The organism is Pseudonocardia parietis, assembly GCF_017876315.1.
Lineage (GTDB): Bacteria > Actinomycetota > Actinomycetes > Mycobacteriales > Pseudonocardiaceae > Pseudonocardia > Pseudonocardia parietis.
Genome location: NZ_JAGINU010000001.1, coordinates 3,413,764 through 3,434,487, shown reverse-complemented (window position 1 = coordinate 3,434,487; position 20,724 = coordinate 3,413,764). Strand labels below are relative to the sequence as shown.

At 69.8% G+C, this 20,724-nt stretch carries 29 protein-coding genes; 13 read left to right on the top strand and 16 right to left on the bottom strand.

The genetic code is table 11. The features are described 5' to 3' along the window. The first annotated feature begins 4 nt into the window (after nucleotides 1–4). On the top strand, nucleotides 5–763 hold the full coding sequence (locus JOF36_RS16310) for a hypothetical protein (RefSeq protein ID WP_210027721.1): 759 nt from the start codon (nucleotides 5–7) through the stop codon (nucleotides 761–763). Between the two features lie 141 nt (nucleotides 764–904). Here the strand turns inward: JOF36_RS16310 and JOF36_RS40180 are convergent, their stop codons facing one another. Both JOF36_RS40180 and JOF36_RS16305 read right to left on the bottom strand, forming a co-directional pair. Next, nucleotides 905–1,027 (bottom strand): hypothetical protein, encoded by a 123-nt coding sequence (locus tag JOF36_RS40180; protein WP_281071454.1) that lies wholly within the window; start codon nucleotides 1,025–1,027, stop codon nucleotides 905–907. Between the two features lie 109 nt (nucleotides 1,028–1,136). Further along, the gene (locus JOF36_RS16305) at nucleotides 1,137–1,394 is read right to left on the bottom strand and encodes a hypothetical protein (RefSeq protein ID WP_245350673.1); all 258 of its coding nucleotides are present in this window, start codon (nucleotides 1,392–1,394) and stop codon (nucleotides 1,137–1,139) included. A gap of 183 nt (nucleotides 1,395–1,577) precedes the next feature. Between JOF36_RS16305 and JOF36_RS16300 the strand changes: the two genes are divergently transcribed. Beyond that, nucleotides 1,578–2,768, top strand: coding sequence for an IS630 family transposase (locus JOF36_RS16300; protein ID WP_307862202.1), 1,191 nt, complete (start codon nucleotides 1,578–1,580; stop codon nucleotides 2,766–2,768). 43 nt (nucleotides 2,769–2,811) lie between these two features. Here JOF36_RS16300 and JOF36_RS16295 read toward each other — a convergent pair whose 3' ends face one another. After that, nucleotides 2,812–3,069 carry a hypothetical protein gene (locus JOF36_RS16295; RefSeq protein ID WP_245350673.1) on the bottom strand — a complete coding sequence of 86 codons (258 nt, stop codon included), beginning with the start codon at nucleotides 3,067–3,069 and terminating at the stop codon, nucleotides 2,812–2,814. Between the two features lie 183 nt (nucleotides 3,070–3,252). Between JOF36_RS16295 and JOF36_RS16290 the strand changes: the two genes are divergently transcribed. From JOF36_RS16290 to JOF36_RS40175, 7 genes are all read left to right on the top strand, one after another. Then, a complete protein-coding gene (locus JOF36_RS16290; RefSeq protein WP_307862202.1) occupies nucleotides 3,253–4,443 on the top strand; it encodes an IS630 family transposase in 1,191 nt (396 codons plus the stop codon). A 255-nt stretch (nucleotides 4,444–4,698) separates the two neighbouring features. Then, nucleotides 4,699–5,367 carry a fumarylacetoacetate hydrolase family protein gene (locus JOF36_RS16285; RefSeq protein ID WP_245350870.1) on the top strand — a complete coding sequence of 223 codons (669 nt, stop codon included), beginning with the start codon at nucleotides 4,699–4,701 and terminating at the stop codon, nucleotides 5,365–5,367. Next, nucleotides 5,364–6,317: an LLM class flavin-dependent oxidoreductase gene (locus tag JOF36_RS16280; protein WP_245350869.1), complete on the top strand. Its 954-nt coding sequence runs from the start codon at nucleotides 5,364–5,366 to the stop codon at nucleotides 6,315–6,317. The genes JOF36_RS16285 and JOF36_RS16280 overlap by 4 nt, the downstream gene beginning before the upstream one ends. A gap of 22 nt (nucleotides 6,318–6,339) precedes the next feature. Further along, complete coding sequence (locus JOF36_RS16275) at nucleotides 6,340–6,651, top strand: transposase (protein WP_210026741.1); 312 nt, start codon at nucleotides 6,340–6,342, stop codon at nucleotides 6,649–6,651. Continuing rightward, entirely contained in the window at nucleotides 6,648–7,544 is an 897-nt protein-coding gene (locus JOF36_RS16270) for an IS3 family transposase (protein WP_112276250.1), read from the top strand. The genes JOF36_RS16275 and JOF36_RS16270 overlap by 4 nt, the downstream gene beginning before the upstream one ends. A gap of 61 nt (nucleotides 7,545–7,605) precedes the next feature. After that, nucleotides 7,606–7,947 (top strand): hypothetical protein, encoded by a 342-nt coding sequence (locus JOF36_RS16265; protein ID WP_210027720.1) that lies wholly within the window; start codon nucleotides 7,606–7,608, stop codon nucleotides 7,945–7,947. Beyond that, complete coding sequence (locus JOF36_RS40175; RefSeq protein WP_281071450.1) at nucleotides 7,944–8,072, top strand: hypothetical protein; 129 nt, start codon at nucleotides 7,944–7,946, stop codon at nucleotides 8,070–8,072. The genes JOF36_RS16265 and JOF36_RS40175 overlap by 4 nt, the downstream gene beginning before the upstream one ends. 27 nt (nucleotides 8,073–8,099) lie before the next feature. On the opposite strand, the gene JOF36_RS16260 is transcribed toward JOF36_RS40175, so the two are convergent. Then, nucleotides 8,100–8,996, bottom strand: a complete 897-nt coding sequence (locus tag JOF36_RS16260) for an IS3 family transposase (protein WP_210026740.1) — start codon at nucleotides 8,994–8,996, stop codon at nucleotides 8,100–8,102. Beyond that, nucleotides 8,993–9,304 carry a transposase gene (locus JOF36_RS16255; protein WP_210026741.1) on the bottom strand — a complete coding sequence of 104 codons (312 nt, stop codon included), beginning with the start codon at nucleotides 9,302–9,304 and terminating at the stop codon, nucleotides 8,993–8,995. The genes JOF36_RS16260 and JOF36_RS16255 overlap by 4 nt, the downstream gene beginning before the upstream one ends. Here JOF36_RS16255 and JOF36_RS16250 point away from each other — a divergent pair. Next, on the top strand, nucleotides 9,295–10,167 hold the full coding sequence (locus JOF36_RS16250) for an MBL fold metallo-hydrolase (protein ID WP_307862413.1): 873 nt from the start codon (nucleotides 9,295–9,297) through the stop codon (nucleotides 10,165–10,167). The two genes, JOF36_RS16255 and JOF36_RS16250, sit on opposite strands and share 10 nt — an antisense overlap. A gap of 41 nt (nucleotides 10,168–10,208) precedes the next feature. Here JOF36_RS16250 and JOF36_RS16245 read toward each other — a convergent pair whose 3' ends face one another. From JOF36_RS16245 to JOF36_RS16235, 3 genes are all read right to left on the bottom strand, one after another. After that, nucleotides 10,209–11,192, bottom strand: coding sequence for a LysR family transcriptional regulator (locus JOF36_RS16245; protein WP_307862412.1), 984 nt, complete (start codon nucleotides 11,190–11,192; stop codon nucleotides 10,209–10,211). A gap of 131 nt (nucleotides 11,193–11,323) precedes the next feature. Beyond that, nucleotides 11,324–11,785 carry a DNA-processing protein DprA gene (locus JOF36_RS16240; RefSeq protein ID WP_210027718.1) on the bottom strand — a complete coding sequence of 154 codons (462 nt, stop codon included), beginning with the start codon at nucleotides 11,783–11,785 and terminating at the stop codon, nucleotides 11,324–11,326. Nucleotides 11,786–11,884: 99 nt separating this feature from the next. Then, the gene (locus JOF36_RS16235) at nucleotides 11,885–12,898 is read right to left on the bottom strand and encodes a GlxA family transcriptional regulator (protein ID WP_210027717.1); all 1,014 of its coding nucleotides are present in this window, start codon (nucleotides 12,896–12,898) and stop codon (nucleotides 11,885–11,887) included. A 44-nt stretch (nucleotides 12,899–12,942) separates the two neighbouring features. Between JOF36_RS16235 and JOF36_RS16230 the strand changes: the two genes are divergently transcribed. Next, nucleotides 12,943–13,791, top strand: a complete 849-nt coding sequence (locus JOF36_RS16230; protein ID WP_210027716.1) for an NAD(P)H-dependent oxidoreductase — start codon at nucleotides 12,943–12,945, stop codon at nucleotides 13,789–13,791. A 9-nt stretch (nucleotides 13,792–13,800) separates the two neighbouring features. On the opposite strand, the gene JOF36_RS16225 is transcribed toward JOF36_RS16230, so the two are convergent. From JOF36_RS16225 to JOF36_RS16215, 3 genes are all read right to left on the bottom strand, one after another. Further along, the gene (locus tag JOF36_RS16225; protein ID WP_210027715.1) at nucleotides 13,801–14,493 is read right to left on the bottom strand and encodes an alpha/beta fold hydrolase; all 693 of its coding nucleotides are present in this window, start codon (nucleotides 14,491–14,493) and stop codon (nucleotides 13,801–13,803) included. Between the two features lie 103 nt (nucleotides 14,494–14,596). Beyond that, entirely contained in the window at nucleotides 14,597–15,463 is an 867-nt protein-coding gene (locus JOF36_RS16220) for an alpha/beta fold hydrolase (protein WP_210027713.1), read from the bottom strand. Nucleotides 15,464–15,689: 226 nt separating this feature from the next. Then, complete coding sequence (locus JOF36_RS16215) at nucleotides 15,690–16,325, bottom strand: CGNR zinc finger domain-containing protein (RefSeq protein WP_307862411.1); 636 nt, start codon at nucleotides 16,323–16,325, stop codon at nucleotides 15,690–15,692. Nucleotides 16,326–16,421: 96 nt separating this feature from the next. Here JOF36_RS16215 and JOF36_RS16210 point away from each other — a divergent pair, with 96 nt between their 5' ends. Both JOF36_RS16210 and JOF36_RS16205 read left to right on the top strand, forming a co-directional pair. Next, nucleotides 16,422–17,528: an LLM class flavin-dependent oxidoreductase gene (locus JOF36_RS16210; protein ID WP_210027710.1), complete on the top strand. Its 1,107-nt coding sequence runs from the start codon at nucleotides 16,422–16,424 to the stop codon at nucleotides 17,526–17,528. A gap of 44 nt (nucleotides 17,529–17,572) precedes the next feature. Beyond that, nucleotides 17,573–18,478, top strand: a complete 906-nt coding sequence (locus JOF36_RS16205; protein WP_210027708.1) for a S1 family peptidase — start codon at nucleotides 17,573–17,575, stop codon at nucleotides 18,476–18,478. A 26-nt stretch (nucleotides 18,479–18,504) separates the two neighbouring features. Here the strand turns inward: JOF36_RS16205 and JOF36_RS16200 are convergent, their stop codons facing one another. From JOF36_RS16200 to rpmG, 5 genes are all read right to left on the bottom strand, one after another. Further along, nucleotides 18,505–19,521 (bottom strand): isopenicillin N synthase family dioxygenase, encoded by a 1,017-nt coding sequence (locus JOF36_RS16200; protein ID WP_210027706.1) that lies wholly within the window; start codon nucleotides 19,519–19,521, stop codon nucleotides 18,505–18,507. Nucleotides 19,522–19,634: 113 nt separating this feature from the next. Then, on the bottom strand, nucleotides 19,635–19,757 hold the full coding sequence (gene ykgO, locus JOF36_RS16195; RefSeq protein ID WP_085916765.1) for a type B 50S ribosomal protein L36: 123 nt from the start codon (nucleotides 19,755–19,757) through the stop codon (nucleotides 19,635–19,637). A 114-nt stretch (nucleotides 19,758–19,871) separates the two neighbouring features. Then, entirely contained in the window at nucleotides 19,872–20,177 is a 306-nt protein-coding gene (rpsN, locus tag JOF36_RS16190; RefSeq protein WP_210027705.1) for a 30S ribosomal protein S14, read from the bottom strand. Then, the gene (gene rpmB / locus JOF36_RS16185) at nucleotides 20,177–20,413 is read right to left on the bottom strand and encodes a 50S ribosomal protein L28 (RefSeq protein ID WP_210027702.1); all 237 of its coding nucleotides are present in this window, start codon (nucleotides 20,411–20,413) and stop codon (nucleotides 20,177–20,179) included. Before rpmB ends, rpsN begins: the two co-directional genes overlap by 1 nt. 84 nt (nucleotides 20,414–20,497) lie before the next feature. Continuing rightward, nucleotides 20,498–20,665, bottom strand: coding sequence for a 50S ribosomal protein L33 (rpmG, locus tag JOF36_RS16180; RefSeq protein ID WP_210027700.1), 168 nt, complete (start codon nucleotides 20,663–20,665; stop codon nucleotides 20,498–20,500). Between the last annotated feature and the right edge of the window lie 59 nt (nucleotides 20,666–20,724).

Sequence of the window (20,724 nt, the reverse complement as noted above, 5' to 3'; positions counted from 1 at the left end):
GGACATGGTCGAACGCAACGGACCGGTGAACGTCAACGTCAACGTCAACGTCAACCAGACGAATGCCCAGACCAACGATGCGGCGAGCAACACTGGGTGCCTCGGCTGTCTCGGCGTGATCGGTCTGGTCATGATGGTCGGCTTCATCGGCACGGCATTCGACACCTCACCGGTGCTCGGGAGCCTGCTCGTGGGCGTGATCGCGCTCGCCGTGGTGTTCACAGTGGTCGGGAAGATCAGCGCCGCGCAGGAGGAGAAGCGAGCGGCCGCGGCCGCACGGGCTGCAGAGGCTCGGGCCGCCGAGATCCGCGCGGACATCGAGTCCCGGGCTACGGTCGACGCGATCGGAGGTTGCATGTGGTGCGGCCATCCCGGAGCACACCGCGCCCAGAACGGGCATGCGGTGCACCCGCGCGACTGGCACGCACTCGATGTCGAGGAAGCCATCCACGCCGCCGTCAACGGACCCGCTCAGCCTCCGCCGACGTATACGCCCCGTCACTCCCCGGGGGCCACAAGTGCGATCGATGCGCCGTCATTGCCGCAAGCCGCGTTCGGCAACACCCACCAGGCGCATCCCGGACAGTCCGAACGGGATGCCCGCTTGCTCGACCAACTGAGCTACGCCGAGTCGGGCGAATGTCGGTGGTGCGGTTCCCCTGTTCCTCATCGAAGCGATGCCGGCCGGATCGTCCACCCGGCCCGGTACCACCGGGACGAGTACGAGGCCGAGCGCGACGCAGGGGGTGGGAGGAGCAGATAGCACAGGGTCCGCGCCGCCGAGCTCGACGAGAGCACCCGGCGACGAACAGCCGAGCACCGGGCGCGAGCCCGCAGAGCAGCATCGCCGGCGAGACCACCGTCACGCCGGCGAGCACCAGCCGCCCGCGCCCGTCCAGGTCTGTCAGCAGGCCGACCACGACAGCACCCACGAGCATCCGACCGGGGCGAGGATCCCGTCGGCCCAGCCCGCACCCGGCGCGAACACGGTGGAGGTGTTCGTCCCGACGCGCTGGACATTCACCATTCGTGATGGTTAATCGACCATCAACCGGTGTTTCCGTGGTCGAGCCACCTACGCATACCGTCGGAGGTGTGCGAGGAGGTCGAAGCTGTGCGGCTAGTGGTTCCGGTCGTTAGTTCGTCGGGGGTCTGAGGTCGTGCCAGGCGGTGGGGTCGTTGAGGTAGAGGCCGCAGGCGAGGTCGAGTGCGTCCTGGCAGGTCCCGAACGGGAGCCCGTCGGGGAAAATCGACTCGGCGTAGTCGTCGTGGCTGGCCCGGTAGATCGCGACCTGCCAGTCATGGGCCGATCCGACGTAGCGCAGCCGACACAGCGGCAGGATCTCGGTCTCGGTGCTGGCCCCGATGTAGGTGAACACGCCGTGGTGACGCATGTGCAGTTCGGTGATCTGGGGCCAACGCTCACGGGCCCGAGCGCGTAACCGTTGCCGCACGGAGGTCTTGGTCGACTCGGGGAAACGGGGCGCCACTTGCCCATCGTGACAGCCCTGGTCGGCGTTGCCCGGCCCTCGCGATCGACCGTCGGCCGCTGTTACGGGTGATCACGGCGTGTCGCGGTGGCCGAAATCGTGGTCGGGGTCGACAACCCGGGTGTGCCGGTCACCAGCCCGTTCATCATCGTGCTCACCGCGGCGGAGGAGGCGGTGTTGACCGCGCGGGCGCGCAGCGGGCGCACCGAGCACCGCGACCGGCTGCGGGCCCGGATCGTGCTCGCTGCCGCGGCCGGTGCGACCAACGCCGCGATCGCCGTCGAACTCAGAGTGTGTGTCGACACCGCGCGCAGGTGGCGACGACAGTTCGCCACCGAGCGCCTCGACGGTCTCGCCGATCGGCCCCGCACCGGGCGACCGCGCCGGTTCACCGCCGTGCAGAGCGCGGCGATCACCGCGCTGGCCTGCACCCTGCCCGCGGAGACCGGGATACCGCTCTCGCGCTGGAGCAGCACCGAACTGGCCACCGAAGCGGTCACCCGCGGTATCGCCGAGACGATCTCGGCGTCCACAGTGCGTCGGGCGCTGACCCGTGCGGTGATCAAACCCTGGCAGCACCGCTCCTGGATCTTCCCCCGCGACCCGAACTTCGAGACCAAGGCCGCCCGGGTCCTGGACCTCTACGCCCGCACCTGGAACGGTGCACCGCTGGGCCCGGACGACTACGTGATCAGCGCCGATGAGAAGTCCCAGCTCCAAGCCCTGCGTCGCCGCCACCCCGGCCGGCCCGCCGGGCCGGGCCGGACCCGCCAGGTCGAGTTCGAATACCGCCGCGGCGGGACCCTGGCCTACTTCGCCGCCTACGACATCCACCACGCCCGAGTCATGGGCACCATCGCCCCGAAGACCGGGATCGAACCGTTCACCGACCTGGTCACACACGTCATGAGCTGCGAGCCCTACGCCTCGGCACGGCGGGTGTTCTGGGTCGTGGACAACGGCTCCAGCCACGCCGGACAGGCCTCGATCGACCGCATGAACACAACCTGGCCGAGCGCGACACTGGTCCACCTACCGATCCACGCCTCCTGGCTCAACCAGGTCGAAATCTACTTCTCGATCCTGCAACGCAAAGCTATCAGCCCGGTCGACTTCGCCGACCTCGACGCCCTCGCCGAGCGCATCCTGGCCTTCCAAGACCGCTACAACCGCGCCGCGACACCCTTCGACTGGACCTTCACCCGCCGCGATCTCCGCGCCCTACTCGACCGGATCGGCCCGCCAGAGCAGCCCAGCACCCTCACTACCGCCGCATGACCCCCGACGAACTAACGAACTCGGCCACTAGTGGTTCCGGTCGTTAGTTCGTCGGGGGTCTGAGGTCGTGCCAGGCGGTGGGGTCGTTGAGGTAGAGGCCGCAGGCGAGGTCGAGTGCGTCCTGGCAGGTCCCGAACGGGAGCCCGTCGGGGAAAATCGACTCGGCGTAGTCGTCGTGGCTGGCCCGGTAGATCGCGACCTGCCAGTCATGGGCCGATCCGACGTAGCGCAGCCGACACAGCGGCAGGATCTCGGTCTCGGTGCTGGCCCCGATGTAGGTGAACACGCCGTGGTGACGCATGTGCAGTTCGGTGATCTGGGGCCAACGCTCACGGGCCCGAGCGCGTAACCGTTGCCGCACGGAGGTCTTGGTCGACTCGGGGAAACGGGGCGCCACTTGCCCATCGTGACAGCCCTGGTCGGCGTTGCCCGGCCCTCGCGATCGACCGTCGGCCGCTGTTACGGGTGATCACGGCGTGTCGCGGTGGCCGAAATCGTGGTCGGGGTCGACAACCCGGGTGTGCCGGTCACCAGCCCGTTCATCATCGTGCTCACCGCGGCGGAGGAGGCGGTGTTGACCGCGCGGGCGCGCAGCGGGCGCACCGAGCACCGCGACCGGCTGCGGGCCCGGATCGTGCTCGCTGCCGCGGCCGGTGCGACCAACGCCGCGATCGCCGTCGAACTCAGAGTGTGTGTCGACACCGCGCGCAGGTGGCGACGACAGTTCGCCACCGAGCGCCTCGACGGTCTCGCCGATCGGCCCCGCACCGGGCGACCGCGCCGGTTCACCGCCGTGCAGAGCGCGGCGATCACCGCGCTGGCCTGCACCCTGCCCGCGGAGACCGGGATACCGCTCTCGCGCTGGAGCAGCACCGAACTGGCCACCGAAGCGGTCACCCGCGGTATCGCCGAGACGATCTCGGCGTCCACAGTGCGTCGGGCGCTGACCCGTGCGGTGATCAAACCCTGGCAGCACCGCTCCTGGATCTTCCCCCGCGACCCGAACTTCGAGACCAAGGCCGCCCGGGTCCTGGACCTCTACGCCCGCACCTGGAACGGTGCACCGCTGGGCCCGGACGACTACGTGATCAGCGCCGATGAGAAGTCCCAGCTCCAAGCCCTGCGTCGCCGCCACCCCGGCCGGCCCGCCGGGCCGGGCCGGACCCGCCAGGTCGAGTTCGAATACCGCCGCGGCGGGACCCTGGCCTACTTCGCCGCCTACGACATCCACCACGCCCGAGTCATGGGCACCATCGCCCCGAAGACCGGGATCGAACCGTTCACCGACCTGGTCACACACGTCATGAGCTGCGAGCCCTACGCCTCGGCACGGCGGGTGTTCTGGGTCGTGGACAACGGCTCCAGCCACGCCGGACAGGCCTCGATCGACCGCATGAACACAACCTGGCCGAGCGCGACACTGGTCCACCTACCGATCCACGCCTCCTGGCTCAACCAGGTCGAAATCTACTTCTCGATCCTGCAACGCAAAGCTATCAGCCCGGTCGACTTCGCCGACCTCGACGCCCTCGCCGAGCGCATCCTGGCCTTCCAAGACCGCTACAACCGCGCCGCGACACCCTTCGACTGGACCTTCACCCGCCGCGATCTCCGCGCCCTACTCGACCGGATCGGCCCGCCAGAGCAGCCCAGCACCCTCACTACCGCCGCATGACCCCCGACGAACTAACGAACTCGGCCACTAGTGACCTATGTCAGTGCTGACGAGGGAGTCCCGCGGATCGGCGTGCACCGCGGGGATGACGTGGTCGCGATCCGAGGCCCGGCCACCATGATCGAGTTTCTTCGTCTCGGGGACGAGGGGACTTCGCTCGCCGAGGCGGCAGCACGGAAAGTCGGGCGGAGCGAGCCGGCGGATCGTGTGCGGCTCCGAGCTCCGCTGCCTCGACCCAACTCGATGCGGGATTTCATGCTGGTCGAGGAGCACGTCAAGAACAGCTTCGGCACAGTCCCCTCGGAGTGGTACGACATCCCCGTTCATTGGAAGGGCAACCCCGACACTGTCATCGGGCCCGACGACGAGGTGCCCTGGCCGCACTACACGGACAAGCTGGACTTCGAACTCGAGGTGGCCGCTGTGATCGGCCGACCTGCGTTCCGAGTCGGCCCCGAGGAGGCGCAATCCTGCATCGCAGGCTATACGATCTTCAATGACTGGAGCGCGCGCGACATCCAGTTCCGCGAAATGGCCGTCGGGATCGGTCCCGCGTTCGGCAAGGATTTCGCCACCTCACTCGGCCCGTGCCTGACCACAGCTGAATCGATGGACATCACCACGGCGCGGGTGGCCGCGCGAGTGAACGGCGAGACCTGGTCGCACGGGGATCTGGGGGCGATGAACTTCGGATTTCCCGAGGTGATCTCGCTGCTCTCCGAGGACCAGCCCTTGCACCCGGGCGACGTTCTGGGCGGCGGCACCGTCGGGCGCGGTTGCGGGCTGGAACTCGACCGCTGGATCAAGCCCGGCGACGTCGTCGAGCTGGAGGTCGAGGGCATCGGGGTGCTGCGCAACACCGTCGGCGCGAAGCGCACGGCGAGCCGCAAGGCGATCGATCTGACCGGAGGAGGCAGACGATGACCGAGGTGATTCTGCAGGTCTACCCCGCGCTCGGAGCCGAGGACGAGATGCTCGCTCGGCGCCCAATCGGGAGGGACAGCGGGGCCTACCACCGGATGCTGGCCGGATTGGTCGACCTGTGCCAGGCCGCCGACGATCTGGGGTACTGGGGTATCTGCCACACCGAGCACCACATGCACTCCGAGGGGATGGAGATCTCGCCGGCCCCGCTGTTGCTCAACGTCTACCTCTCCCGCTACACGACCCGGCTCCGGCACGGCCAGCTCGGGCTGGTGCTGCCCGCGCACGACCCGATCCGGCTCGCCGAGGAGATCGCGGTCGCCGACCACATGCTCGACGGACGGCTGTTCGTCGGCATGGCCCGTGGCTACCAGGCTCGCTGGCAGAACATCCTGTGCCAACGCTTCGGAGTGACCTCCACAGCGTCCGACGCGAGCGAGGCGGACACCCGTAACCGATTACTGTTCACCGAGAACTTCGCGATCATGAAGAAGGCCTGGGCGGAGGATCTGCTCACCTACGACGGGCCGACCTATCAGGTGCCGTACCCCCGCGAAGGCATCCCGAACTGGCCCCCGGCCGAGTCGATCACCGGCCGCTACGGCACTCCGGGCGAGGTCGACGAGAACGGCACGATCAAGGGTGTCTCGGTGGTTCCCCGGCCCCACACCACCCCGCACCCGCAGCTGTTCCAGGCCTTCGGTGCCAGCCCCGGCACCCTGCGCTGGTGCGGGGAGGAGGACGTCACCCCGACGATCCTGATGGGCTCGCACGAGATGTTGCGCCAGCTGATGGAGATCTACCAGGAGGGCGCCGCGGCCCGCGGCCGTTCCCCACGCTTCGGCCAGGGCATCGGTGTGTGCCGGACATTCTATGTCTACCCGAACGGCACGCCCGACGATGAGCTTCCCCCGCTTCGCCGGAGTCTTCGAAGACTGGTCCCATCGTGAGGGACTGGGAAGGAAGGCTCTGTTGGCAGCACCGAGGAAGTACCCCGATGAGCTGCGGGAACGGGCGGTCCGGCTGTATCGACAGTCCGAGCCGCGGCCGTCGTTCAAGCGGCTGGCCGAGCAACTCAACGTGCACCCCGAGGCCCTGCGGAACTGGGTCCGCCAGGCCGAGGCCGACGCCGGCGAACGGCATGACCGCCCAAGCACTGACATGGTCGAGGAGAACCGCAGGTTGGCCGCCGAGAACGCCGAGCTGCGGCGGGTCAACGAGGTCCTGCGCGCGGCGAGTGCGTATTTCGCCAGCGAGATCGGCCCGACCCGGAGGTGGTCATGAGCTTCATCGACGCCCATGGCTTCCCGGCCGGTCTCGTACTGCGGGTCCTGGGCATCCCCGCCTCGACCTACTACGACTGGCGGACCCGCCGCGAGTATCCCTCGCGCCGTGAGCTCGACGATGCCGCACTGCTCGAGCAGATCGTCAAAGTGCGCAGCGTGAACGAGTACGCCGCGACCTATGGCTCGCCGCGGGTGTGGCTGGAGCTGCGCCGCCAGGGCGTGCGGGTCGGGCGCAAGCGCATCGAGCGGATCATGCGCGCCCACGGCCTGCAGGGCGCGCATCTGCGTCGGGGTTGGAAGCACGGCTCGACCCGGCAGGATCCGAACCACACCGCCGCCCCGGATCGGGTCGAACGCAACTTCCGGGCCGACGCGCCGAACCGGCTTTGGGTGGCGGATCTGACGCGGCTGGTCACCGGGGAGGGTGTGCTGTGGCTGGCCAGCGTGCGGGATGCGTTCGCCAACCGGGTCGTCGGTTGGGCCACCGGTGAGCGGGCGACCACTGCGTTGGTGCTCACCGCCCTGGATCATGCGCTGCGCTCGCGTCAGGTGCGCTCCGGAGAGTTGATCTTCCACAGCGACAAGGGCGCCCAGTACACGGCGCTGCGATTCACCCAGCGCCTGGTCGACGCGGGTGTCGCGCCCTCGACAGGGTCCACAGGCGACAGTTACGACAACGCTTTGGCTGAGAACCTGTGGTCCACGCTCAAGATCGAGCTCGTGTACTGGCCGGGCACCACCTTCGCCACTCGTGCCGAGGCCGAGCACGCCCTGCTGCGCTACATCGACGGCTGGTACAACCCCCGCCGGATCCAGGCCGGGCTCGGCGGGCTCTCACCCGACGAGTACGAGGACGCCTACCATCGATCCCAGCGCGACGATCACAGATGACCCGGACTCCGGGAAACCGGGGGAACCTCACGATGAAGTACGGGCTCGGATCCGGCGCAGCGTGGAGCTGTACGAGGCGCCGGTGTGGCATGGCTGGTATGAGCAGTTCGGGTTCATGGAGGCGGCCCGCTACGACGGAGAGGAAGGCCCCGTGCCGAAGCCGGGCGAGCACCTGGCTGACCGGCTGATCAACAGTGGGCTTCTGATCGGGGGCACTGTCGACCAGGTCAAGCGCCAGGTGGAGGGCTTCCTGGAGAAGATGCCGATCGACTTCTTCGTGTGGCTCTACCACTGGGGGATGATCCCGCGCGACGAGGCGCTGCCGATGCTCGAGCTGTTCGGTAACGAGATCATGCCGGAGTTCGGGCTCACCGGATCCGAGGCACCGGTGGCGGGCTCGTGAGTGCCACCGTGCCCGAGCCCTTCGTGCACGATCTGGGCCACGGCTTCCACCTCTACGTCCAGCTCGACGGCAGCTGGGGCCTGAACAACGTCGGCATCCACGTCGGGCGCGAGGCTGTCACGTGAGGTTCCCCCGGTTTCGCGGAGTCCGGGTTATCTGTGATCGTCGCGCTGGCCGCGATCGTAGGCGTCCTCGTACTCGTCAGGTGAGAGCCCGCCGAGCCCGGCCTGGATCCGGCGGGGGTTGTACCAGCCGTCTATGTAGCGCAGCAGGGCGTGCTCGGCCTCGGCGCGGGTGGCGAACGTCGTACCCGGCCAGTACACGAGTTCGATCTTGAGCGTGGACCACAGGTTCTCCGCGAGGGCGTTGTCGTAGCTGTCGCCTGTGGACCCGGTCGAGGGTGCGACACCGGAGTCGACCAGGCGCTGGGTGAACCGCAGCGCCGTGTACTGGGCGCCCTTGTCGCTATGGAAGATCAACTCGCCGGAGCGCGCCGATCGGGAGCGCAGCGCATGATCCAGGGCGGTGAGCACCAGCGCGGTGGTCGCCCGCTCACCGGTGGCCCAGCCGACGACCCGGTTGGCGAACGCGTCGCGCACCGAGGCCAGCCACAGCACGCCCTCGCCGGTGACCAGCCGCGTCAGGTCAGCGACCCAGAGCCGGTTCGGCGCGTCGGCCCGGAAGTCGCGCTCGACCCGGTCCGGGGCGGCGGTGTGGTTCGGATCCTGCCGGGTCGAGCCGTGGCGCCAGCCCCGGCGCAGGTGCGCGCCCTGCAACCCGTGCTCACGCATGATCCGCTCGATGCGCTTGCGCCCGACCCGCACGCCCTGGCGACGCAGCTCCAGCCACACCCGCGGCGAGCCGTAGGTGGCGGCGAACTCGCTGACGCTGCGCACCTTGACGATCTGCTCGAGCAGCGCCGCGTCGTCGAGCTCGCGCCGGCTCGGGGCGGCCTGGCGGGCCCGCCAGTCGTAGAAGGTGGACTCCGGGATGCCCAGGACCCGCAGTACGAGACCGGCCGGGAAGCCATGAGTGTCGATGAAGCTCATGACCACCTCCGGGTCGGGCCGATCTCGCTGGCGAAATACGCACTCGCCGCGCGCAGGACCTCGTTGACCCGCCGCAGCTCAGCGTTCTCGGCCGCCAACCTGCGGTTCTCCTCAACCATGTCAGTGCTTGGGCGGTCATGCCGTTCGCCGGCGTCGGCCTCGGCCTGGCGGACCCAGTTCCGCAAGGCCTCGGGGTGCACGTTGAGCTGCTCGGCCAGCCGCTTGAACGACGGCCGCGGCTCGGACTGTCGATACAGCCGAACCGCCCGTTCCCGCAGCTCATCGGGGTACTTCCTCGGTGCTGCCAACAGAGCCTTCCTTCCCAGTCCCTCACGATGGGACCAGTCTTCGAAGACTCCGGCGAAGCGGGGGAAGCTCAACGCTGATCGACACCGTGATGACCGAGCACCGCGCGCGGGCCTTGCGCCGGGCCGTCGCCGAGCTGACCGACAAGCCCATCCGCACTGTCATCAACACCCACCACCATGCGGACCACACCTACGGCAACTTCTTGTTCCCGGAGGCAACCATCATCGGGCATGAGCTGTGCCGCGAGGCCACGATCGCGACCGGGTTCGAGACGAAGAAGTGGTTCCCCGGCGTGGACTGGGGGGAGATCGAGATCCGTCCGCCGGAGGTGACGTTCACCGACGACCTGAAGGTCTGGTTCGACGACATGCCGGGAACACTGCGGTACTGGGGGCCCGCGCACACCACGAACGACGTGACCGTGTGGATCGAGGAGATCGGGCTGCTCTTCGCCGGCGACATGGTCTTCAACGGCGGAACGCCGTTCGTCGTGATGGGTTCTGTCCAAGGCTTGATCGACGCTCTGGGCCGGGTGCAGGAGCTCGGCGCCCGCACCGTCGCGCCAGGGCACGGTGCCGTCACCGGCCCTCGGGCCATCGGGGACCAGTTGACGTACTTGCGATTCCTCCAGGATCGGGCGAAGGCGGGCTTTACCGAGGGAGTCGAGCCGCTGGAGTGCGGGCGCCGGACCGACCTCGGAGAGTTCGCCGGACTGACCGATCCTGAGCGCCTGGTGGGCAACTTGCACAGGGCCTATTCCGAGCTGCGCGGCGAACCTCTGGGATGCACCCTCGACTTCGACGGGGTGGTCGACGACATGGTGGCCTTCAACGGCGGAGAGCCGTTGCACTGCGTGGCTTGAGACCAACAGCGCAGCTCCGGTACATCGAGCCGGGTTTTCGATCAGCGAGGAGCGACCTGGACATGTGCCCCGGCGAGCCAGCCCGCCCGCTGGGCGACCTCCTGTGCCACCGTCAGGAACGCCCGGGTCACAGCGTCGGTCCGGGTGCGCCAGAACAGGTGCACCGGGATCATCGGAGCCGGGTCGACCGGTCTCCACACGAAGCCTTCCGGGACTGGATCGAACTGGGTCGCGAAGGCGACCGAGAACGCTCGCCCCTCGAAAACCTCGGTGCGCGCCGCGGGATCACTGTGGAATACACCTGAGGTGAGATACTCGAACTCCTGGACCGGCCCGGTGAACCCGTGCGCGCGGAAGAAATCCACAGTCAGGTCGTAGAAGCCGGGAGACAAGCTCCGGGGCCAGATGGCCAGCGCGGCATCGGCCAAGTCGGACATTCCGATTTGTCCGAGTGTGGCGAGACGGTGGTGTGCACTGACCACGACACCGAGCGGTTCGTCGCGCAGGCGCAGGTACTCGATGTCGTTCACGACATCCGGGCACCGAGCCATCCCCACCTGGAACCGGCCGGTGCGGACGGCATCGACACTCTCGGCCTGCCACATTTCGCAGAGCTGCAGTGTCATCTCCGGACAGCGCTCGTGCAGCCTTGTGACGAGGCGGGGCAGCGTCTCGGCGGCCAGGGTCGGGGTGTAACAGATCGTCAGTCGACCGGTCTCGCCGACGGCGGAACGGCGGGTCTGCGCGATTGCGGCACCGACCGCCTCGAGGATCGAGCGCGCGTGCGTCAAGAAGACCTCGCCGGCAGTGGTCAGCTCGACCGTCCGCGTGGTCCGGCGAAGCAGCTGCGTCCCGAGTTCATCCTCCAACTGGCGAATCTGGGAGCTCAGAGACTGCTGGACGAGATGGAGCCGCCGCGCAGCCCGCGAAAAACTGAGCTCCTCGGCTACCGCCACGAACGCACGGAGATGGCGCAGCTCAACACGGCCTCGCGGGACCGAATGTTCGCTCGCGCCGTCGCTCACCGGGCCATCCTGACCGGAAGGCTCCGATGTCGCCAGCCCCTCGGGCCTCGGCATCGGTCGACATCGTGCGGACGACGTGTCGTGCTCGCAACAACAGTCGCGACGACGCACCCCGTCCCGCCGACCAGCTGTCAGAGCGGGACCACCAGCCGAGCCTTTCCCTGCTCGGCGGCGTAGTTCAGCGTGTACCAGGTACCGCCCCCGACGGACTCGTCACCACGCGGGAACCCGATCACGAGGCCGGAGTGATCCACCATCCACCGGTTGCGCTCGTGGTAGGCGGCCTTGCCCAGCAGCGTGGCACCCATCTCGACGACGTCAGCCCGGTCCTCGCCACGCAGCCGGTCGATGACCTCGGCGGAACCGGCCGGCTGATCGACGACCCGGCAGGGCACGACAACGGTCAGCGAAGCCTCGGAGTTCTCCGCCAGCCACTGCAGAGCGGCGGTGTCGACGCCGGAGGCTCCACCGACGTAGAACCGGGCCGCCGACTCGGAGAACGGTCTGAGGTACGCCTGGAACAGCTCGGCCAGCTCGCCGCCAGGGGCATCGCTGATGCTGCGGGTACCGGTGATCGCCACACTGCGTTCCACTCGGGCGCGCTCCTTCGGGGGTAGTGCGAGTGCCTTCGGTCCTACCCGCTGAACCTACCGCTCCGAACAGCACCGTCCCCTCGACCGGGCCGCACGCCGTCACGCGGCCGGACGGGCGCGGAAGGTGCGCCGATAGGCCGTCGGGGACGTCCCGAGCTCGGCCTGCAGGTGCAGCCGCATCGAGCCGGCGGTGCCGAACCCGGCGCGCTCCGCGACCTCGTCCACGGGCAGGTCGGTCTCCTCCAGCAGCGTGCAGGCCCGCTCCACGCGCTGCAGCGCCAGCCACCGGCCCGGCGAGGTGCCCATCTCGTCGCGGAAGCGACGGGTGAACGTGCGGGTGCTGACCGACTCGCGCGCCGCCAGGTCCCGCAGCGTGACGGGGCGGTGCAGGCGCTCCAGCGCCCACGCGCGTGCCCGGCCCGTCGACGACACCGCCGGATCGGGGATCGGGCGGCGGACGTACTGGGCCTGGCCACCGTCGCGGTGCGGCGGGACGACGGTGCCGCGCGCGACATCGTTGGCCACCGCGGCGCCGTGGTCGGTGCGGATCATGTGCAGGCACAGGTCGATGCCGGCGGCCTCGCCCGCGGAGGTCAGGATCCGGCCCGCGGCGGTGTAGAGGACGTCGGGATCGAGGTGGACCCGCGGGTGGAGCTCGCCGAACCGGTCGGCCGACTTCCAGTGCGTGGTGGCCGGGAGCCCGTCGAGCAGCCCGGCCGCGGCCAGCACGAACGAGCCGGTGCAGATCGACGCGATCCGCGCGCCCGGACCGATCCGGGCCAGCGCCTCGGCGAGCCCGGCGGGCGGCGGGGAGGGCGCGTAGTCGAGGTCGGACGCCGGGACGATCACGGTGTCCGCGGTGTCGAGCACCTCCGGCCCGAGCTGCACGAGTACCTCGACGTCGGCGTCGGTGCGCACCGGTCCGGGGACGAGCGTGCAGGTCACGACGTCGTAGAGCGCCCGGCCGGTGGCGTCCCTGGCCTGCCCGAACAGCCGGTGGACGATCCCGAGCTCCATCGCCAGCAGCCCGTCGCGGACGAGGACGGCGACGCGGTGGACGGCCGGTCGGCCGACGTGTGAGGCCATGGCCCGATCCTCGCACGACGTGGCCATCGGGCCACTGGTCCGAGCGGTGGGCACGGCCGAGGATCGGTGCCGTGAACGTCTTGTGGGTGGTCGCGCACCCGGAACCCCGCTCGCTGACCGGCGTGCTCGCCGCCGACGGCCGGGCCGCGCTCGAGGAACAGGGGCACGCGGTCCGTGTGTCCGACCTCTACGCGATGGGCTGGAACCCCGTCGTCACCGGCGACGACTACCGCCACCCGCCCGACGAGCGACTGCGCGTCGGCGAGGCGTCGCAACGCGCCTACCGGGCGGGCGAGCTCCCGCACGATGTCGTGGCGGAACAGGAGAAGCTGCGCTGGGCCGACGCCCTGGTGCTGCACTTCCCGCTGTGGTGGTTCGGCGTGCCCGCGATCCTCAAGGGCTGGGTCGACCGCGTCTTCGTCGAGGGCTTCGCCTACGGCGTCCGCGGCGACGACGGCCGCACCCGCCGCTACGGCGACGGCGTGCTCGCCGGCACGCGCGCGCTCGTGGTGACCAGCGCAGGCGGCCCGTCACCGGTGTTCGGGCCCCGCGGGATCAACGGGCACGTCGACGACCTGCTGTTCCCACTGCTGCACGGCACCCTGTTCTACGCCGGGGCGCAGGTGCTGCCTCCGCTGCTCCTCGCCGGCGCCGACCGCTTCACCGACGCGGACGCCGACCGGGCCCGGGCCGAGCTCCGGGAGCGGCTGGCACAGATCGGCACCGCGACCCCGCTCGCGTACCGGCCGCAGCGGGGCGGGGACTACGACGAGCGGCTGGTCCTGCTCCCCCACCTCGCGCCCGGCCGGGTGGGTGTCGGCGTGCACCGCGGCGACGACGTGGGTGCCGCGCGCCACCCATCGCCGTCGGCCGGTTCGTCCTGCCTGCTGCCACCCCGGGCTCCGCTGTCAACGGGATAGCGCTCGGTATTACGAGGTCGCAGCGGTGGCGATGGCGTCCGCCAGCTCGGCCGGCCTGGTGAGCATCGGCCCGTGCCCGGCGTCGATCTCCACGACCGATGTGGTGTGGCCGGCGAACTCGCGCTGCAGCGCCGGTGAGAACGACTTGTCCAGGGTGCAGAGCACGTAGGTGGACGGATGCTGGGTCCAGCCCAGGCCGGTGACGGCTTCCCCGAGCGTCACGAGTGCATGCGAGCCCAGGGCATCGAGGGCAGGAGCGGCCTGCTCGTCGGTGGCATCGTTGAAGACGTAGTCCTTCGCCCCCGCGCGGTCCAGCGTCGCGGTGCCGTCCTCGGCCGGGCGCATGGCCGTGCCCAGCTGGCCGGGATCGGGGTCACGTTCCATGAGCGCGGCGACCGACTCGCCTGCCTGGGGCAGGGCGGCGCACACGTAGACCAGGTGCGCGACGTCGCTGTTGTCCGCGGACGCCTCGGTGATCACGGCGCCCGCGTAGGAGTGGCCGACCAGCACCGCCGGTTGCCCCAGATCCTTGAGCGCGTCCCGGACGGCCTGCGCGTCACCGGCCAGCGTCCCTTCCGGTCCCCGGCTGGGCAGATCGATCGCCGTCGCCGACACCCCGCGCTCGCCCAGCTTCTCGATCACGTCCGTCCAGGCCCAGGCGCCGGTGAAAGCGCCGTGTACAAGGAGAACCGGCTTGCTCATGTGAGTTCCATTCTGACGGGTTCCGTTTGTCTGATCATGATGGCCGTAACGAGGTCCGGGGTCCACGGTCCACCTTTGCCCGGGCATCAGTGCTGTCTGGTGGTCACGGCGTGTCGTCCGCGGACCGGTGGAGGTCGGCGACCACCTCGACCACGGCCTCCGGGGCGGTATGGGCGAGAAGATGACCGGCCCCCGCGACGACCGTCGTTCCGGCGTGCAGCAGGTTCCGTGCCGGCACGGTGAGGCGCTCGGGAGGGAAGAACCGATCGTGCTCGCCGGCCACCACCCGGCACGGCGTGTCCCGCCACCCGGTGAGCACCTGGTTGGGCAGTGGAGAGGGCGCCAGGCTCGAGCGCGCGTGCCGGGGCACCATCGCCATCCACTCCACCAGCCGATCGCGGTCGGCGACACGCGCGCCACCGTCCATCGTCGCCAGCAGATGCTCTGCGCGTGCCGGGGTCGACCGCAGCAGCCACGGCACCGAGGCCGCGAGGATGCCCGCATCCACCCGGGCCGACACCAGACCGGCGGGGACCACCAGCGCGAGCCCGCCGATGCTGGGGCCGGGTTCGGCGCACAGCGCCACCGCCGCCCCGAGCGACTCCCCCACGATCAGTACCGGGGCGTCGCCGATCGCGGCGAGGACCTCGGTGAGCCATCGGCGGTGCCGGCTGACCACGTCGTCGTCGACGCGCGTTCCGGCGCTCAGACCCGGCTGCCCGGGAAGATCGACCGTCGTGACCCGGAACGACGCCGCCAGCATCGAGATCAACGGTAGTGATGTGGCGGCGCCGAAGTTCGTACCCGGGAGCAGCAGAACCTGCGGGCCCGTCCCCACGGTGACCAGGTGGGTCGGGCCGAGTGACGTCGCGGCCACACGCCGGTCCGCCGACGGCAGGGCCCGGTCCAGCTCGGCACGGCACCACTGCTGGAGGATCCGCTGGCCGGGTTCCGAACGGTAGGTGTCCATTGTGGTCCCTTCGACGAACGTGCGCTTCCGCTCGCCGACCAGACTTCCCGGCACACCGCCCACGACAGTAGGCCCGGGCGACGCACGACGGGCGGAGGGCACCGTCAAGATCCCGCAAAGATTGCGCGTCGCAGTGATTCGCCGACACGCGGCGAGGCCGAGCAGGGCCGGTTCCGGCGGAGCCGGCCACGACGCCGCGGAACCGGTCCGCTGACCGACCGTGCGATCAGTGCTCCGGCACCGCCCCCTGTGTGCTCCCGGAGCGGGCAGGCCGTGCGCCGGGGCTCCGATCCTGCTTGCGCGCGTAGGCCCGGGCAGCTCGGACACGGTCGCCGCACCGGGTGCAGCACCAGTGCCGACGGGCGTGGGTGCGGAGCATGAACCGCGAGCACGGCTGCGCTGCGCAGTGCGCGATCAGCCCGGCCGACTCGCCGGTGAGCAGCGTGGCGGCGTCCTCGGCGATCTGGGCCATGGCATGTTCGACGAGTTGCGTCACGGGATGCTCCGGAGCCCGGTGAAGTCCGTGGCGTGGATCGTGCCGTAGCAGCGGCGTGCTGGGCACTGTGGTCAGGGCTCGGTTGACGCCGTCCAGGGCCCGAGGGTCCGGGACGTCGCCTTCCACGTGGGCGGCGAAGACGACCCGCAGGCTCTCCCGTAACCCGGTGAGCTGATTCTGGCAGTGCGCGAGTAGGGCCGTCCGCTCCGGGACGAGACCGTGCCCGAGCAGCCAGTCGGTGGCTTCCTCGGGACTGCCCAGCTCGTCCGCCCGGCGTCCACCGGGGAGGCTCACTGTGCTGTTGACCAGCGCGAGGCTGACGTGGTCGTCAGCTCCTGGCGCGGGCGGAAGAGGGATCGTCGCCACCAGCCTCACGTTATCAGCTGCCAGTTTCCATGACACCCGTGCTAGCGTGGCTGTCACGTTGAACCGTCGATCCATCCGTGAGAATTGAGATCTTGTATGACCCCGGCACAGCCCTCCGGCACCGCCCCGTTCGCGCTTTCCGTGCTCGACAACGCCCACACCGGCGTCGGGCAGACAGCGCAGGAGGCTTTCGCGGAGCTCATCGCGCTGGCTCAGCTGGCCGAGCGGCGTGGCTATCGCCGCTTCTGGATGTCCGAGCACCATGGCATGCCGGGCGCGGCCACCTCGTCGCCGCAGATGATGCTGGCCCGGTTGACCGGTGAGACCGAGCGCATCCGCCTCGGCGCGGGCGGGGTGATGTTGCCCAACCACGTGCCTTTGATGATCGCCGAACAGTTCAGCATGTTGGACACTCTCGCTCCGGGGAGGATCGACCTCGGTCTGGGCCGCGCGCCCGGTACGGATGCCGCGACCGCTGCGGCGCTACGTCGAGGCCGTGACGCGAACGACGAGTTCCCCCAGCAGGTTCTGGAACTTCTCGGGTTCCTGGCGGACGACTTTCCCCAGGGCCACCCCTACACGAACGTTCACGCCGTACCGGGGCCGTGGCAGGCCGGACAGAACCGGGTACCGCTCCCCACCACGAGTCCGGAGACCTGGATCCTGGGGTCTTCGCCGTACTCGGCACAGCTGGCCGGTCGGCTCGGCCGGCCCTATGCCTTCGCGTTGCAGTTCGGCAACGCCGACGTCGCCACCGCCATGCGCCTGTATCGGGAGAGCTTCCGGCCCTCCGAGGTGCTGGACGAGCCCTACAGCCTGCTCAGCGTCGGCGTCGTCGCGCACGACGACCCGGCCGAGGCCAGGCGCCAGGCCAGGACGGCGGCCATGGCGATGCTCAGGATGTTCCAGCGCGACAGCTATCTGGTCCTCCCGCCCGAGGAGGTCGATGTCCACCGCGCCACCGCGCAGGAACAGCAGATCCTCGACGCGTACACGCAGCACTTCCTCAACGGCACCGGCCCCGAGGTCGCCGACGCTCTCGAACGTCTCCATGACCAGGCAGGGGTCGACGAGATGATGCTGGTGGTCATGGGGCATTCACGGCGGACGCAGGCCCGCACGGTGGAACTCATCGCCGACCACTACAGCCTGCCCGAACTCCGAGATTGCTCGCCGCACTCGCCGGAACGAATCGCGTCCTGATCACGACGACGTGGTGAATGTGATCACCGTGCTAGCGTCTGCCGGTGCGGGAGCATCGGGGGAAGCTCCGACGTCGGGGATGGCTGCTCGCGCTCGGACTGCCCGTGGCGCTGGTGCTGAGTTATGTGGTGTGGGCGTATCTGCCGGCGCCCACGCTGCCCCCTGTGGCCGGCCACGGGCCGGTGACCAGCGCGGACGAGCCCTGGGTCGTCGCGATCAACGGTGGCGGTAGCCCACCGCCCGGCGGGCCTCCGGGCAAGACCTGCGTCGGCACGCTCGTGGCGCCGCGGGCCGTCGTCACCGCCGCGCACTGCATCGGCCGTGAGCCGGCCGAGATCTCCGTCGTGGTGGGGCGCACGGATCTTCGCAGCCAGGAGGGCCGCACGGTCGCGGTCGTCGACAAGTGGGTGTCGCCCGGGTGGCCCGGCGACCAGCAGGGCGTCTTCGACGGCCTGTTCGGACCCGTCGACTCCCCGCCCGATATCGGGGTGCTGCTGCTCGCGACCGCCGTGTCCGGGCCGACCCTGCCCATGGCGGACCTCGACCGGGCGTGGCCCGCGGCCGGGACGCAGGAACGGGTGACGGGCTGGCGCGTGTCGCCGCACGACGAGCCCGTGCTGTGGCAGACCCCGACCACCACGCTCGACGACGCACGGTGCAGCGCCGCGGCCGCCGATGCCTTCAGCCGCATACCGCCGGTGGTGTGGCACGGCTACCGCTACGACCCGGCCGCCTACCTGTGCGCAGGCGAAGGACCGAGCGCGTTCGTGTCGCGCCCGACCGACAGCGGTTCGCCGCTGGTCGTCGACGGGCAGCTCGTCGGGGTGTCGAACTGGCGTCCCGGCGCCGATCGGGACGCGCCCCAGTTCTACGGGCGAGTCGGCGTCCACTCCGAGCGCATCACCCGGCTCATCACGTCCGCGGGCGCCGAAGGGACCTTCCCTCGCTGATCAACGACGTGCCGGGTCGACCGGGGTCAGGGCGTGCTCGTGACGAGGTCGGCGTGGTGCGCGGCGGCGACGTCGGGATGTGCGCGGAGACGGGCCTTGAGCAGGTTCTCGCCGAAGGTGCCGGAAATGACGTTGTCGGGGTCCTGGCTGACGCCACGAGCGTGTTCGGCGAGCTCGGCCGGTAGATCGATCCGGGGCACGGTGGAGTCCAGCGCGGGATTGAAGAAGAACGGGATCGACAACCGGGTTTCGCCCATCGGCGGGGAGACCACACGGTGCACGGTCGCCTTGAGGTAGCCGTCGGTGGCGAACTCCATCAGCTCGCCGATGTTGACCACGAACGCGCCGGGCACCGCCGGAGCCTCGAGCCACTCGCCGTCGCGCTCGATCTGGAGACCTCCCTTGCCCCCTTCGAGCATCAGCAGGGTCAGCACACCGGGGTCCTTGTGCGCGCCCACCCCTTGTCCGCGGTCCTCGCGGCCGGGGTAGCGGACGAGTTTGATCAGCGTCGAGGGGCGATCGCCGTAGGTCGCGTCGAAGACGTCGGCGGGGCTCCCGAGCGCCACCGCCCAGGCCCGCATCAGCCGGCGTGCGATCACCGAGCACCGCTGTTCCCAGTCGAGGAACACCGTCCGCAGCTCGGGCTGTGCGCTCGGCCAGAGGTTGGGCCCCTCCAGGCGCATGTAGGCCGGAGCCGCCGGCTCCTTCCAGGGGTCGCGCTCGGCAGCGATGTCGATCTGTTCGCGCCAGTCGACCCGGCCCCGGGTGAGCTCACCACCGGTGCGGTTGTAGCCACGGAAGTGCGGGCTGCGCAGCATCTCGACCTCGAGCTTGTTCTTCTCGGGCAGAGCGAAGAACCGCTCGGCTGCGGCGAACGCCCTGTCGACCACCTCGCCGGGGATTCCATGCCCGGTCAGGTAGAAGAACCCTGTCTCGTGCGTCGTGCGGCGCACGGCGTGCCGGAACGTGGCCGCTGAGGCCTCATCGCCGTCGAGCAGGGACATGTCCAGGACAGGGAGACTCGTCGACACCGGCACGTTCATCACTCGGGTACTCCGCATCGTGGACGGCTTCGGGCGCGACTGCGGACAGTAGCCCGAAACTTTCCGGGACCGACACCGTCGCGTGGATCACGCTGCAGCGCGGCCCGATCCGGTCACCCCTGCCGGGCCTTGTTCCGCGGATTCTTCTTGTTGATCACGTAGACCTTTCCGTGACGACGGATCACCTGTGCTCCCGGCTTGTTCTTCAGGGAACGAAGCGACGTGCGCACCTTCATGTGCATCTCCTCGAGATGGCGGCCACGCCGGAGCGCGACACCGTGTTCTCTCCATCGGTTCCCGGCCCCGAACTCGAGGTCCGGGGCCGGGACCGCTGGACGTCGGCGGGTGAGTCACCAGCTGGACTTGCGCACCCCCGGCAGGGCGCCGTCGTGCGCCAGCTCCCGCAACCGGACCCGGGACACCCCGAACTTGCGCAGGTGCCCGCGCGGGCGCCCGTCGACCGAGTCGCGGTTGCGGACCCGGGTGGGGCTCGCGTCGCGCGGCTGGCGACGCAGCTCTGCCGCCGCGGCGGCCTTCTCCTGCGCGGTGGCCGACGGCCGCGCGAGGACGGCCTTCAGCTCGGCCCGCCGCTCGGCGTACCGAGCCACGATCGCCTTCCGGCGCTCGTTCTTGGCGATCTGTCCCGTGGTGGCCATCAGACACGTACTCCCCTCGTGCGGATCCGCGCGACCGCGGCGGTGACGCCGATCCGGTCCACGGTCTTGATCCCCTTCGCCGAGAGCGTCAGCCGTATCCAGCGGCCCTCCTCGGCGAACCAGTAGCGCTTCGACTGCACGTTCGGATCCCAGCGCCGGCTCGTGCGCCGGTGCGAGTGCGACACCCGGTTCCCGAACGACGGCTCGCGGCCGGTCAGATCGCAACGTCGGGACACCTGCTCACCGCCCCGCGTTCGGGTAGGGAAGCAGGGGGTTCGGCTTGCGGCGGGTGGTGCGCAGCGGCTTGTTCCGGGGCGGCATCAGCGCTCCTCCTTGAACTCGACGTGCCTGCGGATCCGCGCGTCGTACTTGCGCAGCACCAGCCGGTCCGGGTCGTTGCGGCGGTTCTTCCGCGTGACGTAGGTCGTGCCGGTGCCGGCCGTCGACCGCAGCTTCACGATCGGCCGGACGTCGGTCGTCTTGGCCATCCCTCACCCTCCTCAACATGAGAATCATTTTCGTTTAGGCTACACCCGAGGTTGTCCAC